Annotated in this window: 16 protein-coding genes and 1 riboswitch; of the genes, 11 read left to right on the top strand and 5 right to left on the bottom strand. The window is 69.4% G+C overall.

Annotation, left to right across the window (positions count from 1 at the left end):
- The first annotated feature begins 10 nt into the window (after positions 1–10).
- The 8 genes from hpt (at position 11) to ACTWPW_RS25670 (ending at position 6041) form a co-directional block, all read left to right on the top strand.
- Positions 11–562, top strand: coding sequence for a hypoxanthine phosphoribosyltransferase (gene hpt / locus ACTWPW_RS25705; protein ID WP_375110667.1), 552 nt, complete (start codon positions 11–13; stop codon positions 560–562).
- Positions 563–799: 237 nt separating this feature from the next.
- Positions 800–2794 (top strand): ATP-dependent zinc metalloprotease FtsH, encoded by a 1995-nt coding sequence (gene ftsH, locus ACTWPW_RS25700; protein WP_364115782.1) that lies wholly within the window; start codon positions 800–802, stop codon positions 2792–2794.
- Positions 2791–3369, top strand: a complete 579-nt coding sequence (gene folE / locus ACTWPW_RS25695) for a GTP cyclohydrolase I FolE (protein WP_364115779.1) — start codon at positions 2791–2793, stop codon at positions 3367–3369. Before ftsH ends, folE begins: the two co-directional genes overlap by 4 nt.
- 58 nt (positions 3370–3427) lie before the next feature.
- Positions 3428–4285 (top strand): dihydropteroate synthase, encoded by an 858-nt coding sequence (folP, locus tag ACTWPW_RS25690; RefSeq protein WP_443170131.1) that lies wholly within the window; start codon positions 3428–3430, stop codon positions 4283–4285.
- Positions 4282–4728, top strand: coding sequence for a nuclear transport factor 2 family protein (locus ACTWPW_RS25685; protein WP_364115776.1), 447 nt, complete (start codon positions 4282–4284; stop codon positions 4726–4728). Before folP ends, ACTWPW_RS25685 begins: the two co-directional genes overlap by 4 nt.
- Positions 4718–5083 carry a dihydroneopterin aldolase gene (gene folB, locus ACTWPW_RS25680; RefSeq protein WP_443170130.1) on the top strand — a complete coding sequence of 122 codons (366 nt, stop codon included), beginning with the start codon at positions 4718–4720 and terminating at the stop codon, positions 5081–5083. The genes ACTWPW_RS25685 and folB overlap by 11 nt, the downstream gene beginning before the upstream one ends.
- On the top strand, positions 5080–5583 hold the full coding sequence (gene folK / locus ACTWPW_RS25675) for a 2-amino-4-hydroxy-6-hydroxymethyldihydropteridine diphosphokinase (protein ID WP_375110669.1): 504 nt from the start codon (positions 5080–5082) through the stop codon (positions 5581–5583). The genes folB and folK overlap by 4 nt, the downstream gene beginning before the upstream one ends.
- The gene (locus tag ACTWPW_RS25670) at positions 5580–6041 is read left to right on the top strand and encodes a DUF3180 domain-containing protein (protein ID WP_375110670.1); all 462 of its coding nucleotides are present in this window, start codon (positions 5580–5582) and stop codon (positions 6039–6041) included. The genes folK and ACTWPW_RS25670 overlap by 4 nt, the downstream gene beginning before the upstream one ends.
- 10 nt (positions 6042–6051) lie before the next feature.
- On the opposite strand, the gene ACTWPW_RS25665 is transcribed toward ACTWPW_RS25670, so the two are convergent.
- Genes ACTWPW_RS25665 through ACTWPW_RS25655 form a run of 3 tightly spaced genes read right to left on the bottom strand, consistent with a single transcriptional unit; the run spans position 6052 to position 8508 of the window.
- Positions 6052–6237: a hypothetical protein gene (locus tag ACTWPW_RS25665; protein ID WP_375110671.1), complete on the bottom strand. Its 186-nt coding sequence runs from the start codon at positions 6235–6237 to the stop codon at positions 6052–6054.
- A complete protein-coding gene (locus ACTWPW_RS25660; RefSeq protein ID WP_443170129.1) occupies positions 6230–7366 on the bottom strand; it encodes an acyltransferase family protein in 1137 nt (378 codons plus the stop codon). The genes ACTWPW_RS25665 and ACTWPW_RS25660 overlap by 8 nt, the downstream gene beginning before the upstream one ends.
- Positions 7363–8508, bottom strand: coding sequence for an NADH-quinone oxidoreductase subunit D (locus ACTWPW_RS25655; protein WP_364115759.1), 1146 nt, complete (start codon positions 8506–8508; stop codon positions 7363–7365). Before ACTWPW_RS25655 ends, ACTWPW_RS25660 begins: the two co-directional genes overlap by 4 nt.
- A gap of 122 nt (positions 8509–8630) precedes the next feature.
- Here ACTWPW_RS25655 and ACTWPW_RS25650 point away from each other — a divergent pair, with 122 nt between their 5' ends.
- Entirely contained in the window at positions 8631–9284 is a 654-nt protein-coding gene (locus ACTWPW_RS25650) for a DoxX family protein (protein WP_375110673.1), read from the top strand.
- 3 nt (positions 9285–9287) lie between these two features.
- Here ACTWPW_RS25650 and ACTWPW_RS25645 read toward each other — a convergent pair whose 3' ends face one another.
- Positions 9288–10574 (bottom strand): aminotransferase class V-fold PLP-dependent enzyme, encoded by a 1287-nt coding sequence (locus ACTWPW_RS25645; protein ID WP_443170128.1) that lies wholly within the window; start codon positions 10572–10574, stop codon positions 9288–9290.
- Positions 10575–10618: 44 nt separating this feature from the next.
- Positions 10619–10734, bottom strand: a riboswitch (SAM riboswitch).
- A 115-nt stretch (positions 10735–10849) separates the two neighbouring features.
- On the opposite strand from ACTWPW_RS25645, the gene ACTWPW_RS25640 reads away from it, so the two are divergent.
- Together ACTWPW_RS25640 and ACTWPW_RS25635 are read left to right on the top strand one after the other, a co-directional pair.
- The gene (locus ACTWPW_RS25640) at positions 10850–11593 is read left to right on the top strand and encodes a TerC family protein (protein ID WP_375110675.1); all 744 of its coding nucleotides are present in this window, start codon (positions 10850–10852) and stop codon (positions 11591–11593) included.
- Positions 11593–12786 carry a cytochrome P450 gene (locus tag ACTWPW_RS25635; protein ID WP_375110676.1) on the top strand — a complete coding sequence of 398 codons (1194 nt, stop codon included), beginning with the start codon at positions 11593–11595 and terminating at the stop codon, positions 12784–12786. Before ACTWPW_RS25640 ends, ACTWPW_RS25635 begins: the two co-directional genes overlap by 1 nt.
- Before the next feature lie 83 nt (positions 12787–12869).
- Here the strand turns inward: ACTWPW_RS25635 and ACTWPW_RS25630 are convergent, their stop codons facing one another.
- A complete protein-coding gene (locus ACTWPW_RS25630; RefSeq protein ID WP_443170127.1) occupies positions 12870–13832 on the bottom strand; it encodes an SAM-dependent methyltransferase in 963 nt (320 codons plus the stop codon).
- Positions 13833–13927: the final 95 nt, after the last annotated feature.

The raw sequence follows: 13927 nt of genomic DNA, 5'->3' as shown, positions 1-13927 counted from the left end.
GGAACCACAGGTGGACGCTGCCGACATGGGCAATGACCTGGAAAAGGTCCTCATTCCCGAGGACGAGCTCCAGGCGAAGATCAAAGAGCTTGCCGGGCGGATCGACGAGGATTACGCGGGTCAGGACATCCTGCTCGTGGGCGTGTTGAAGGGCGCCGTCATGGTGATGGCCGACCTGGCCAGAGCGTTGCACGTCCCGGTGCAGATGGACTGGATGGCGGTGTCGTCGTACGGTGCGGGCACCAAGTCCTCCGGCGTCGTGCGCGTGCTGAAAGACCTCGACACCGACATCTTGAACCGTCATGTGCTGATCGTCGAGGACATCATCGACTCCGGCCTGACCCTGCACTGGCTGCTGGAAAACCTGAAGTCGCGCAATCCGGCCTCGTTGGAGATCTGCGCCGCGCTGCGCAAACCCGATGCCGTGAAGGTGCCGATCGACGTCAAATATGTGGGCTTCGACATTCCCAACGAGTTCGTCATCGGTTATGGGCTCGACTACGCCGAGAGATACCGGAACCTGCCGTTCATCGGAACTCTGGCACCACACGTTTATAAGTAGCACTCTCCGCCATGGCCGGGAACATCGCGCAACGTGACGTACGTTGATAGGGCAAGGCCGGTGTAGCGGCGGGTCCCTCCGTGCGCTCTGCCGGTGTACCTTCAGACTCCGGAAGGGTGACCGTGCGTCCCCTTCGGGTAGTCAGAAGTCGCGGTGTCGGATGCCGCGGCCCCGGGCATGCCCGGGGTTCCAGGCCATGGTCAGGAAGGGACGGGCCCGCAAGGGGTTCCGCATCGGATGGATCTCAAGCGATTTACACGTGGGCCACTGCTGTGGATCCTGGGCATCGTCGTGCTGCTCCTGCTCGTCACCCAGCTCTGGAGTGGCGGCGGTAGTTTCAAGCAGGCGGACACGTCCACGGTTCTTCAGCAGATTCGCGCCGGAAACGTCAGCAACGCCAAGATCGTCGACAAGGACCAGCGCATCGAGCTGACGTTGAACAGCCCGATCGTGGTCAAGCAGGGCGACACCCCGACCAAACTCATCCAGTCCTACTGGGTCACCGGTTATGGCGCCAAGCTGACCGACGAGCTGGAAGCTCAGGTCGCCGCGAAGAAGACCAAGAGCTTCACCACCGACGTGCCGCAGGAAAACTTCCTCGTCAGCATCCTGGTGAGCTTCCTGCCGATCGTCATCATCGTGCTGATCTTCCTGTTCGTCATGAACCAGATGCAGGGCGGCGGCTCGCGGGTGATGAACTTCGGGAAGTCGAAGGCCAAACTCATCACCAAGGACACCCCCAAGACCACGTTCGCCGACGTCGCGGGTGCCGACGAGGCCATCGAGGAGCTCCAGGAGATCAAGGAGTTCCTGCAGGCCCCGGCCAAGTTCCAGGCGATCGGCGCCAAGATCCCCAAGGGCGTGCTCCTGTACGGCCCGCCCGGCACCGGTAAGACGCTGCTGGCCCGCGCCGTCGCCGGCGAGGCCGGTGTGCCGTTCTACTCCATCTCCGGCTCCGACTTCGTCGAGATGTTCGTCGGTGTCGGTGCCTCACGTGTTCGCGACCTGTTCGAGCAGGCGAAGGCCAACGCCCCGGCGATCATCTTCATCGACGAGATCGACGCCGTCGGCCGCCACCGCGGCGCCGGCCTGGGCGGCGGTCACGACGAGCGCGAGCAGACGCTCAACCAGCTGCTCGTCGAGATGGACGGCTTCGACGTCAAGGGTGGCGTGATCCTCATCGCCGCCACCAACCGGCCCGACATCCTCGACCCGGCGCTGCTGCGTCCCGGCCGGTTCGACCGGCAGGTCACCGTCGACCGCCCCGACCTCGAGGGCCGCAAGGGCATCCTCAAGGTCCACGGCCGCGGCAAGCCGTTCGCGCCCGACGTCGACCTCGACGTCATCGCGCGCCGCACCCCCGGGTTCACCGGCGCCGACCTGGCCAACGTGATCAACGAGGCGGCCCTGCTCACCGCGCGGGCCGACCAGAAGCTGATCTCGATGGACGTCCTCGAGGAGTCGATCGACCGTGTCATGGCAGGGCCCGAGCGCAAGACGCGGGTCATGTCCGACAAGGAAAAGAAGATGATCGCCTACCACGAGGGCGGTCACGCGCTGGTGGCGCACGCGCTGCCCAACTCCGACCCGGTGCACAAGATCACGATCCTGTCCCGCGGCCGCGCGCTCGGCTACACGATGACGCTGCCGATGGAGGACAAGTTCCTGGCCACCCGGTCGGAGATGATGGACCAGCTCGCGATGCTGCTCGGCGGCCGCGCGGCGGAGGAGCTCGTCTTCCACGAGCCCACCACCGGCGCCTCCAACGACATCGAGAAGGCCACCGCCGTCGCCCGCCGGATGGTCACCGAATACGGCATGAGCGAGCAGCTCGGCGCCCGCAAGTTCGGCACCGGCCAGGCCGAGGTCTTCCTGGGCCGCGAGATGGGCCACGAGCGCGACTACTCCGAGAAGATCGCCTCCACGATCGACGAGGAGGTCCGCCGGATGATCGAGACGGCGCACGACCAGGCGTGGGACATCCTGGTCGAATACCGCGACGTGCTCGACAACCTGGTCCTGCAGCTCATGGAGAAGGAGACCCTCTCCCGCGACATGGTGCTGCAGATCTTCGCGCCGGTGGTGGTGAAGGAGCACCGTCCGTCCTACGCGGGCTACGGCAAGCGGCTCCCCTCCGACCGTCCGCCGATCCTGACCCCGAAGGAGCAGTCGGCCAACGGCTCGCTCACCACGGGGCACCAGGACGCCCTGCCGTCAGGGGACAGTGCGTGACGCAGGACCACGTCGACCTGGGGCGGATCGAGAAGGCCGTTCGCGAGATCCTCTACGCCATCGGCGAGGATCCCGATCGCGACGGCCTGCTCGAGACTCCGTCCCGGGTCGCCCGCGCCATGGCCGAGCAGTATTCGGGGCTCGGCCAGACGCCCGAAGAGGTGCTCAACAAGGTCTTCGACGTCGACCACGACGAGATGGTGCTCGTCCGTGACATCGAGGTCTACTCGACCTGCGAGCACCACCTCGTCCCGTTCCACGGGCTGGCCCACGTGGGCTACATCCCCAACGAGAAGGGCCAGGTCACGGGCCTGTCGAAGCTGGCTCGCCTGGTCGACGTGTTCGCCCGCCGGCCCCAGGTCCAGGAGCGCATGACCTCCCAGATCGCCGACTCGCTGATGCGGGTGCTGGAGCCGCGCGGGGTCATCGTGGTGGTCGAGGCCGAGCACCTGTGCATGACGATGCGTGGCGTGCGCAAGCCGGGCGCCAAGACCGTCACCTCGGCCGTCCGCGGCAGCTTCCGCACCAGTGACAGCACCCGATCCGAGGCCATGGCGCTCATCCTGGGCCGCTGAAGACCGAACGGGGTACCCACGATGTCACCAGGTGTGGGGAAGCGCCTAGGCTTGGCCCATGACTAGCGTGCCCATCAGCGTGCCGGGAGGTGCGGAGCGGTGCCTCGTCATGGGTGTGATCAATGTGACGCCCGATTCGTTCTCCGACGGCGGCATGTGGTTCGACGAGGCGGCCGCCATCCGGCACGGCCTTGACCTGGTCCAGGAGGGCGCCGACATCGTCGATGTGGGTGGCGAGTCCACCCGCCCGGGTGCCGCCCGGGTGCCCCTGGAGGAAGAGCTGGCCAGGGTCGTCCCGGTGATCAGGGCGTTGCGCGCCGAGGGAGTTCCGGTCAGCGTCGACACGATGCGGGCCGAGGTGGCCAGGGCCGCGGTCGAGGCGGGCGCGCAGCTCGTCAACGACGTGAGCGGCGGGCTGGCCGACCCGGAGATGGCGCGCGTGGTGGCCGCGACCGGAGTCGCCTACGTGGTGATGCACTGGCGCGGTCACAGCCATGACATGGACACCCGCGCCGTCTACACCGACGTGGTCACGGAGGTGCGCGAGGAGCTGAGCAAGCGCGTCGATCTGGTGCTGGCCGAGGGCGTCACGGAGGAGCAGATCGTGCTCGACCCGGGCCTCGGCTTCGCCAAGAACGCCGAGCACAACTGGGCGCTGCTGGCCGGGATCCCGCGGCTGGCCGAGCTGGGCTACCCGCTGCTCATCGGGGCGTCGCGCAAGCGATTCCTGGGGCGGCTGCTGGCGGGTCCCGACGGCACGCCCCGGCCGTTCAGTCGCAGCGACGACGCCACGCTGGCCGTGACCGCGCTGGCCGCGGACGCGGGCGCCTGGTGCGTACGCGTGCACGAGGTAGGTCCCAATGCCGATGCCGTGCGCGTGGCCGCCGCATGGAAGAGAGCCGGAGCCAACACATGAGCGTCGACACCGCCGCCATCGAGACGGTCAACCAGGAGTTCTACGCCGCGATCGAGAGCGCCGATCTCGACAAGATGACCGAGATCTGGGCCGAGGACTCCACCGACGACCAGGTGAGCTGCGTGCACCCGGGCTGGACCCTGCTGACGGGCCGCTCGGAGGTGCTGCGGTCATGGGCCCTGATCATGGCGAACACCACCTACATCCAGTTCGTGCTGACCGACGTCAACACGACCGTGCTGGGTGACGTCGCCGTCCTCACCTGCGTGGAGAACATCCTGACCGCCGGGGAGGAGGGTGAGGCCAGCTTCGCCGCGGGCAAGGTGGTGGCGAGCAACGTCTACATCCGCACCTCGCAGGGCTGGCGGCTGTGGATGCACCACGGTTCGCCGGTGCTCCAGGGAGACGACGACGAGGAGGAGGAAGGCGAGCTTGAGCGCTGATCGCATCGCTCTCAAGGGCCTGCGGGCCCGGGGGAGGCACGGCGTGCTCGCTGCCGAGCGGGAGCTCGGGCAGGAGTTCGTGGTGGACGCGACGCTGTTCCTCGACACCGCGCCGGCGGCGGCCGGCGACGACCTCACCAAGACCGTCCACTACGGGGAGCTGGCGCAGGCGCTGGTCGAGGTGGTGGCGGGCGAGCCGGTCGAGCTGATCGAGACGCTCGCGCAGCGCCTGGCCGACGTGTGCCTGGCCAGCGAGCTGGTGCACAAGGTCGAGGTGAGCGTGCACAAACCGGCGGCGCCGATCCCGTTGCCGTTCGACGACGTGATCGTGACCATCGAGCGGAGCCGCGCATGAAGGTCGTGCTCTCTCTCGGCAGCAACCTGGGACACCGGTTCCAGACGTTGCAGGGTGCCGTGGACACGCTGTTCGACGCCCCCGGGCTGGAGTTCGTCAAGGCGTCGCCCGTCTACGAGACCGACCCCGTCGGGGGGCCCGGCGGGCAGCGCCCGTACCTCAACGCGATCGTGATCGCGGAGACCACGCTGGAGCCGCGCACGTTGCTGGAGCGGGCGCAGGGCGTGGAGAACGCCTTCGGCCGCGTACGCGCGGAGCGCTGGGGGCCGCGCACGCTCGACCTCGACCTGATCGTCGTGGGCGAGACCGTCTGCCACGACCCCGACCTCACGTTGCCGCACCCGCGGGCACACGAGCGCGCGTTCGTGCTCGTGCCCTGGTCGAAGGCCGACCCCGAGGGCCGGTTGCCCGGCCACGGCCGGGTGGCGGAGCTGCTGGAGGGGGTCGACAGGCAAGGTGTACGCCTGCGCGAAGACCTGAAGCTGCAGAGGCCCGATTGAAGCTGAAGCCCACCCACCCCGGCCACCTGGTCGGCATCGTCGTCGTCGTGGCCCTGCTCACGATGGCGGCGATCAGCCCGTTCTACTCCGAGCTGCCCCTCATGCCGTGGACCGCGATCCCCACGGTGCTGCTGCTGGCCTTGGGCGAGGGCTACACCGCCTGGGCGACCAAGGCCAGGATCGACCGGAAGCCGGGCACCAAGCCGGTGGAGCCGCTGGCCGTGGCCCGGCTGGCGGCGCTGGCGAAGGCGTCGGCGTACGCGGGGGCGGTGTTCGGCGGCGTGTTCGCCGGGTTCGCCCTCTACACGGTCCGGATCCTCGAGCGGGACACGCCACGGGGCGAGTTCTTCGTCGCTACGGCGTCGTTCGTGTCCTGTGTCGTGCTGATCTGCGCCGCCCTCTACCTGGAGCACGCCTGCCGCGTCCCCAAGGAGCCGGACGACCAGAAGCGGGACTGAGAAACAGCTCTTAGTTGTGCTCGCCCAGCCCTTCGACGGCCGGGCGGGCGCCGGTGGTCAGCCGGTCGCGCCACATCTCGCGTTGGAGCAGGCGCAATGCGCGGCGCAGGACGTCGCTGGGCCGCTCACCTTCCCGCAGGGCGGCGCGGATGATCCGCTCGTCTTCGGCGTTGGCCCGGAAGGCGATGTCAGCCATGCTCAGAGCTTATGGACCCGCCGACACCCTTGTCCTGCATTTGCCTGACCGGGGTGCGGCGGCGGCCGAAGAGGTATATGACCGGGGCCGTGCAGATGAGGGGGCCGAGGACGGCGATCGGCCGCTCCAGCCACCACACCACGTCCGGCGGGATCCGGTCGCCGAGGCTGCCGAACAACCACCACGACAGCCCCAGCGAGATGGCCATCCCGGTGGTGTGGAACAGGAACAGCGCCAGCGAGTACCGGTTGATGAAGTCGTTGACCCGCTGCCAGCCCGGGCGCTCCAGCACGCGTTCCATGGCCGGCCGCAGCACCTCGACCAGCCCGATCTGGAACAGCAGCAGCGCCACGATCACGAACGTGGGCGGCGCCATGTTCGACCACTTGTCACCCGGCACGCCCACCATCGAGCCGGGGTAGATGCCCGAGTAGACCAGCCCGAACAGCGCGAACAGCCCCGTCCACAGCAGGGCCACGTCATAGCGCCTGGGCAGGACCACCACCCGGTCGTAGAAGAACCCGGCCTGGTGCGCCAGCCCCCAGACGATGACCATGTTGAGCCAGCCCACCCCGTCGATCCCGTACCGGAAGCGCAGCACGTCCACCACCAGTGCCGCGCCGCCGAGCCAGATCAGGGTCAGCACGTCGTAGCGCCGGTGCAGCCAGAGCGACACCGGCAGCAGCGCGATGAGCACCAGGTAGACGCCGAGGAACCACAGCGGGCTGAGCACCAGCAGCACCACCCGCCACATCCAGTCCACCCCGAACGTGTACGTCACCACCGCCCCGATGACGACCCACACCCCGGACAGGAACAGCGCCGGTAAGGCGAGCGCGCGGATGCGCCGCCAGACGAACGAGCCGATGCCCACGCCGCGCGTCTGGGCCCGGCGCCAGGACAGCAGGTGGACATGCCCGCCGACGTAGAAGAACAGCGGCAGCACCTGCAGCAGCCAGGTGAGGATCCACAGACCCGAGGTGAAGCCCAGCGGGCTGGTGGGCTCGGGCCCGTGCGGCTTCCACTGCAGGATCGTGAACGCCCAGTGCCACACCACCACGACGATCAGGCTGAGCGCCCGCAGCCAGTCGACGTATTTGTCGCGGTCGGTGGCGTCGGCGGCCTTCACTTGTCGATGTCACCCACCACGAAGAACATGGAGCCGAGAATCGCCACCATGTCGGCCACGAGGTGACCGGGCAGCATCTCGCGCAGCACCTGGATGTTGCTGTAGGAGGCCGAGCGCAGCTTGAGCCGCCACGGCGTCTTGTCCCCCTTGGAGACCAGGTAGTAGCCGTTGATGCCGAGCGGGTTCTCCGTCCACGCGTACGTGTGCCCTTCCGGCACCTTGAGCACCTTCGGCAGCCGCTGGTTGATCGGCCCGGGCGGCAGCGAGCGCAGCCGCTCGACGCACGCCTCGGCCAGGTCGAGCGAGACCTTGAGCTGTTCGAGCAGGACCTCGAACCGGGCGTGGCAGTCGCCCCCGCTCCGCGTGACGACCTTCACCGGCAGCTCGGGATAGGCCAGGTACGGCTCGTCGCGGCGCAGGTCGAAGTCCACCCCGGAGGCGCGGGAGACGGGGCCGCTGACGCCGTACTGCATGATCTGCTCCCGCGTCAGCACCCCCACCCCCTTGGTCCGGGCGACGAAGATCTCGTTGTGCAGGATGAGGTTCTCGATGTCGGGCACGCGGCGCCGGGTCTCCGCGACGGCCTCGGCCACCCGGTCGAGCCAGCCGAGCGGCAGGTCCTCCTTGAGCCCGCCGACCCGGTTGAACATGTAGTGCATGCGCCCACCGGAGATCTCCTCCATGACGGCCTGGATGCGCTCGCGCTCGTTGAAGGAGTAGAACAGCGGCGTCATCGCGCCCAGCTCGAGAGGGTAGGAGCCGAGGAACATCAGGTGGTTGAGCACCCGGTTGAGCTCGGCCAGCAGCGTGCGCGCCCACACGGCCCTGACCGGCGGCTCCATGCCCAGCAGGCGTTCGGCGGCGAGCACCACGCCGAGCTCGTTGGCGAAGCCCGACAGCCAGTCGTGCCGGTTGGCCAGCATGATGATCTGACGGTAGTCGCGTACCTCGAACAGCTTCTCCGCGCCCCGGTGCATGTAGCCGATGATCGGCTCGGCGGTGGCGATGCGCTCGCCGTCGAGCGTCAGCCGGAGCCGCAGCACCCCGTGCGTGGACGGGTGCTGAGGGCCGATGTTGAGAATCATGTCCTCGGTGGCCAGCTCTTTCGCGCCCGCGCCGATTCCGACCACACGTTCCGTCATACGGCCATGCTGCCACCGTCGCCGCTGGTGATCCAGCAGGGGGGTTGGTCAAGACATGGTATGGAAATGCATCCCGAAGCCGGACATGGGGAGGAATATCGGGAACGGGGGGAGAAATCACCATGAAGAGAGTTCTTTTTGATGTGGCGGCACTGATCGCGCGAATCGCCACCGGCGTGATCTTCGTGGCCCACGGGTGGCAGAAGTGGGCAAGCGGCCACGGCGCCACCACGCAGGGCTTCAGGGACATGCAGATCCCGATGCCCGAGCTGGCCGCCGGGTACGCGATGTTCGTCGAGACCGTGGGCGGCATCCTGCTGATCCTCGGCCTGCTGGTGCGCCCGGTGGCGCTGCTGTTGCTGCTCAACATGCTCGGCGCGATCGCGTTCGTGCACGGGGGCAGGGGCATCCTGACCGAGGGCGGCGGCTGGGAGCTGCCGGGGGCGCTGGGCGCGCTGTGCCTGCTGTTCCTGGCGCTGGGCGGCGGCCGGATCGGGCTGGACGGCATCTTCAACGCGATGTTCCGCCGGCGCTCGGAGCGGCGCGCGGCCGAGGACGACCTCGCCGCCTACACCCCGGGCAGGACCACGGGCACGACGCCCACCGGCCACGTCGGCGGGCCCACGACGCCCGCGGAGACGACCCGGGAGCAGCCGGACGTGCCCAGGCAGCCGGCCGCACCCACCTCCGGCAGGCTCAACGACGAGGACATGAGGGACATCGACGCCCTGGTCTCGGACGAGCCGCCGCAGCACCGCAAGCCGCCGAACCGCTGAGCGTCAGCGGGTGACCAGGTCGCGCACCGCCTCGATCAGCCGGTCCACGTGCTCCTGCGTGCTGCCGATGCCGATCGAGGCCCGCACCGCGGAGGCCGTGTCGTCCTCGCACCCGCCGTCGGCCGTACCCAGCAGGTGCCGGACAAAGGGATGCGCGCAGAACTTGCCGTCGCGCACCCCGATGCCGTACTCGCTGGACAGCACCTCGGCCACCTCACGGGCCGAGTAGCCGTCCGCGGTGAACGACACGATGCCGACCCGCGGGTGATCGTCCCCCCACAGCGACAGCTCCCGCACGCCGTCGATCGAGGCCAGCCCCGAGCGCAGCCGGGCGATCAGCCGCTCCTCCTCGCGCACCAGGGCCGTCCAGCCGGTGGCGGTCAGCGCGTCGCAGGCGGCGGCCAGGGCGATGGCGCCCAGCACGTTCGGGGTGCCCGCCTCGTGGCGCGGCTCCGGGTCGTCGTGCCACTCGGCGCTCTCCCCGACCGAGCGAACCGCACCCCCGCCCTTGAGGTACGGCTCCCCGTCGGCCAGCCAGTCCCGCCGCCCGACCAGCACGCCGGCACCGAAGGGCGCGTACAGCTTGTGCCCCGAGAAGGCCACGTAGTCCAGGTCGAGCGCGGTGAGGTTGAGCCGCCGGTGCGGCACCAGCTGCGCCGCGTCCACCAGGATGCGGGCCCCGTGGCGGTGCGCGATGTGGGCCAGGGCGGCGATCGGCCACAGCTCGCCGGTGACGTTCGAGGCGGCGGTGACCACGAGCAGCTTCGGCCCGTCGATCCCGGCCAGCGCCTCGTCGGCGGCGCGCACGGCCTCGCCGGGGAAGGCGGGCGGCGCCAGCCGGACGGACCGCTGCCAGGGCAGCAGGGAGGCGTGGTGCTCGGTGTCGAAGACCACGGTGGTGGTCCCGGCAGGCAGGCAGCCGGCCAGCAGGTTCGTGGCGTCGGTGGTGTTGCGGGTGAAGATCACGGCGTCGTCCGGGCGGGCGCCGACGAACGCCCTGACCGTGTGGCGGGCCTGCTCGTACCTGGCGGTGGTGAGCTGCGAGGCGTAGCCGGCGCCGCGGTGGACGCTGGAGTAGGCCGGGAGCGCGGCGGCGACGGCGGCGCTGACCGGCTCCAGACAGGGGGCGCTGGCGGCGTAGTCCAGGTTGGCGTACCCCACCAGCCGGCCGCCCTTGACCGGCACCTCGAGGTCGGCGCCGAGCACGGCGGGGATGGTCCGGCCGGTGGCGGCCGGGGGAGCCGTCGTCCCGGCGGCAGGGGTGGAGCTGAAGATCGTCAGAGTGGACACGGCGAACCTCCTCAGGGTCGTCGGACCCCTGGGAGCAGCCACGGAGCCCGCGCTTGCCCGCCACACCTCGTGACGGACCAGGTCTTCACCCGGGGCACCCCGCCGCGGACGCGAGGGTTGCCGGCCAGCTAGCCGGGGCTTGTCGCTGGCACTCATGACCTACGTTCGGCACTATAACCGACACCAGGGTAGGAATCGCAAGCCGCGAACTAATCCGGCCCCTGACTCGTTGCTACCGGAAACCCCCGTCAGCCATGAGTCATGGAGGTACGCAGATGCTGGAATGGGTGGCCGACCCACAGATCTGGATCGGCTTCTTCACCCTGGTCGCCCTGGAGATCGTGCTGGGGATCGACAACATCATCTTCATCTCCATCCTGGCCGGGAAACTCCCACCGGAACAACGGGACCGGGCCCGCGTGCTCGGTCTGGCCGCGGCCCTGATCAGCCGCCTGCTCCTGCTGCTCGGCCTGTCATGGGTGGTCCAGCTCACCGAGCCGCTGTTCACGGTCCTCGGCCAGGAGATATCGGGACGCGATCTGATCCTGCTGCTCGGCGGCCTGTTCCTGCTGGGCAAGAGCGTCACCGAGATCCACCACAGCATGGAGCCCGGCCCCGGCAAGGACGGCAAGCAGGCCGCCGCCATCTCCTTCACCTCGGTGATCGTGCAGATCATGATCCTGGACATCGTGTTCTCGCTGGACTCCGTCATCACCGCCGTCGGCATGGTGGACGAGCTCGGCGTGATGATCGCGGCCGTCGTGGTGGCGGTGCTGGTGATGTTGTTCGCCTCCGGGCCCATCAGCCGGTTCGTGGACGCGCACCCGAGCATCAAGATGCTGGCGCTGGCGTTCCTGGTGCTGATCGGCGTGGTGCTCGTCGCCGAGGGTCTCGACCAGCACATCCCCAAGGGCTACATCTACTTCGCGATGGCGTTCTCGGTCATCGTGGAGCTGCTCAACATCCGGATGCGCGGCAGGCATGCGAAGCAGGAGGACCCCGCTCCTAAGATGCAATAGTGGGCTTTGATCCTTGGAATCCGGATTTTGTCGCTTACCCGTACCGGGTCTATGACCAGCTGAGACGCGAGGCGCCCGTCAGCTACTTCGAGCCGACGGGCCAGTGGCTCATCGCGCGGCACGCCGACGTGAACACGCTGCTCAGAGACCGCCGGCTGGGCCGTTCCTACCTGCACGTGGCCACCCACGAGGAGTTCGGCAGGGAGCCGGAGCCGGAGTTCCAGGAGCCGTTCTGGCGGGTGATCAGGGCGGGCATGCTCGACGTGGAGCCGCCGGTGCACACCAGGCTGCGCCGGCTGGTCTCCAGGGCGTTCACGCCGCGCATGGTCGAGTCGCTGCGCCCCCGGGTCCGGGCCATCGCCGGGGGCCTGGTGGACGCGTACGTGGACAAGGGCGGCGGCGACCTGATCGCCGAGGTCGCCGAGCCGCTCCCGGTCACCGTGATCGCGGAGATGCTCGGCATCCCCGACCAGGACCGCCACCTGCTGCGCCCCTGGTCGGCCGACATCTGCGGCATGTACGAGCTCAACCCCGCCCCCGAGGCCCAGCACACCGCGGTACGCGCGGCGTCGGAGTTCGCCGGCTACCTCAAGTCCCTGGCCGCCGAGCGCCGGGCCGACCCCGGCGACGACCTCATCAGCGCCCTCGCCCAGATCGACGAGCTGACCGACGACGAGCTGGTCGGCACCTGCGTCCTGCTGCTCAACGCCGGCCACGAGGCCACCGTGAACGTGACGGGCAACGGCTGGTGGTCGCTGTTCAGGAACCCCGGCGAGCTGGCCCGGCTGCGCGAGGACCGCTCGCTGCTGCCCACGGCCGTCGAGGAGCTGATGCGCTGGGACACGCCGCTGCAGATGTTCGAGCGCTGGGTGCTGGAGGACATCGAGGTCCACGGCGTACGGATCCCGCGCGGCTCGGAGGTGGCGCTGCTGTTCGGCTCGGCTAACCGGGACCCGGCGGTGTTCGAGGACCCGGACCGGCTCGACGTGGGCCGCGCCGACAACCCGCACATCTCCTTCGGCGCCGGGATCCACTTCTGCCTGGGCGCGCCGCTGGCCCGCATCGAGCTGGTGGAGTCGTTCGGCGCGCTGCTGGACCGGGCCCCCAAGCTGGAGCTGCGGCAGGAGCCGGCCTGGAAGCCCGGTTACATCATCCGCGGACTCGAATCCCTGGAGCTCAGCGCCACCGCCTGAGACGGAGCTCAGCGGCGCCGGCCGAGGCGGAGCTCAGCGGCGCCGGCCGAGGCGGAGCTCAGCGGCGCCGGCCGAGGCGGAGCTCAGCGGCGCTGGCTGAGCCAGCCGAAGCCGCCGAGCCCCGACGCGTCGATCAGCTCGCCCTCCTCCGAGGCCCTCGCCAGGGCCCGGAGGTAGCCGCGCGGATCGGTGCGGGCCAGGTCGAGCGGCGGACGCGTGCCGGTGAGCCCCAGGTCCCGCAGCGCCGCGCGCTGTGTGGACAAGGTTGTGGATATCGCGCCGGCCCGCCGCCCGGCCTCCGCGCACGCGTCGAGCGCGACGTGAGCCGTGATGTCGCAGGTCCCGTCGGGTACGGGGGCGACGACCGCCCCGTCGCGGTATCCGGTCAGCGTTCCGTGCAGCGGCCGGTTGTCCACAGGGTGTGCATAATCGATGGCGATCGCCCGGCCGCTGGTGAGGCGGACGAGGACCGAGGCCCACGCCTCGTCGCGGGGGCGGCCGATCTCCGCGCGCGCCCCCACGCGGGTCAGCGGCCACCACCGCTCGAGCCAGGCGCGGTCGGCCGGTCGCAGCGGCCCGCCGAGCCGCTCCTCGCCCGTGTGCACGTCGACCATGACGAGCCGCGGCCCGTCGGGAGTCTGCTCCACCACGTCGAGCGGCACGTTGTCCAGCCACTCGTTGGCGATGGCCAGCCCGGTGATGTCGGAGGGCAGGCTGCTGGACCACTCGACCCGCTCGGGCAGCCCCTCCGGCCGGGGGGACAGGTCCACGGCCGTGACGCGCAGCCGGTCGCGCAGCCGTGGCTCGGCGGCGTCGAGCACCTGGGTGACCAGCACGCCCTCCCCCGCGCCGATGTCCACCAGGTCGAGCACGTCGGGTTCGCCCAGTTCGGCGTCCACTTCCGCCAGCAGCGCCACCACCGCCCCGGCGAAGGCCGCCGAGGCGCTGACCGAGGTGCGGAAGTGGCCTGACGGGCGTTCGCGGAGGTAGAAGCCCTCCTCGCCGTACAGCGCGCGCTCCGTTGCGACGCGCCAGGTGAGCCACATGTCTGGACTATCTCATGACTGGCCGATGATACGCATCGTCATCGAATGACTACTCAACGTCGCCAACTTGCGATAACGTTTACCCATTGTCATCG

Origin of the sequence: Nonomuraea sp. KM90, from assembly GCF_052246675.1 — a bacterium.
In the GTDB taxonomy this organism is placed as follows: Bacteria; Actinomycetota; Actinomycetes; order Streptosporangiales; family Streptosporangiaceae; genus Nonomuraea.
Note: the sequence above shows the minus strand (reverse complement) of the source record. Positions and strands in the feature narration are given on the sequence as shown.

What these genes read in the sequence shown, in the direction of transcription:
- ACTWPW_RS25650 (WP_375110673.1), top strand. Translation starts at nt 8,631, where the DNA reads ATGAAGAGAGTTCTTTTTGATGTGGCGGCACTGATCGCGCGAATCGCC.
- ACTWPW_RS25685 (WP_364115776.1), top strand. Translation starts at nt 4,282, where the DNA reads ATGAGCGTCGACACCGCCGCCATCGAGACGGTCAACCAGGAGTTCTAC.
- ACTWPW_RS25640 (WP_375110675.1), top strand. Translation starts at nt 10,850, where the DNA reads ATGCTGGAATGGGTGGCCGACCCACAGATCTGGATCGGCTTCTTCACC.
- ACTWPW_RS25655 (WP_364115759.1), bottom strand. Translation starts at nt 8,508, where the DNA reads ATGACGGAACGTGTGGTCGGAATCGGCGCGGGCGCGAAAGAGCTGGCC.
- ftsH (WP_364115782.1), top strand. Translation starts at nt 800, where the DNA reads ATGGATCTCAAGCGATTTACACGTGGGCCACTGCTGTGGATCCTGGGC.
- folP (WP_443170131.1), top strand. Translation starts at nt 3,428, where the DNA reads ATGACTAGCGTGCCCATCAGCGTGCCGGGAGGTGCGGAGCGGTGCCTC.
- ACTWPW_RS25630 (WP_443170127.1), bottom strand. Translation starts at nt 13,832, where the DNA reads ATGTGGCTCACCTGGCGCGTCGCAACGGAGCGCGCGCTGTACGGCGAG.
- ACTWPW_RS25665 (WP_375110671.1), bottom strand. Translation starts at nt 6,237, where the DNA reads ATGGCTGACATCGCCTTCCGGGCCAACGCCGAAGACGAGCGGATCATC.
- folK (WP_375110669.1), top strand. Translation starts at nt 5,080, where the DNA reads ATGAAGGTCGTGCTCTCTCTCGGCAGCAACCTGGGACACCGGTTCCAG.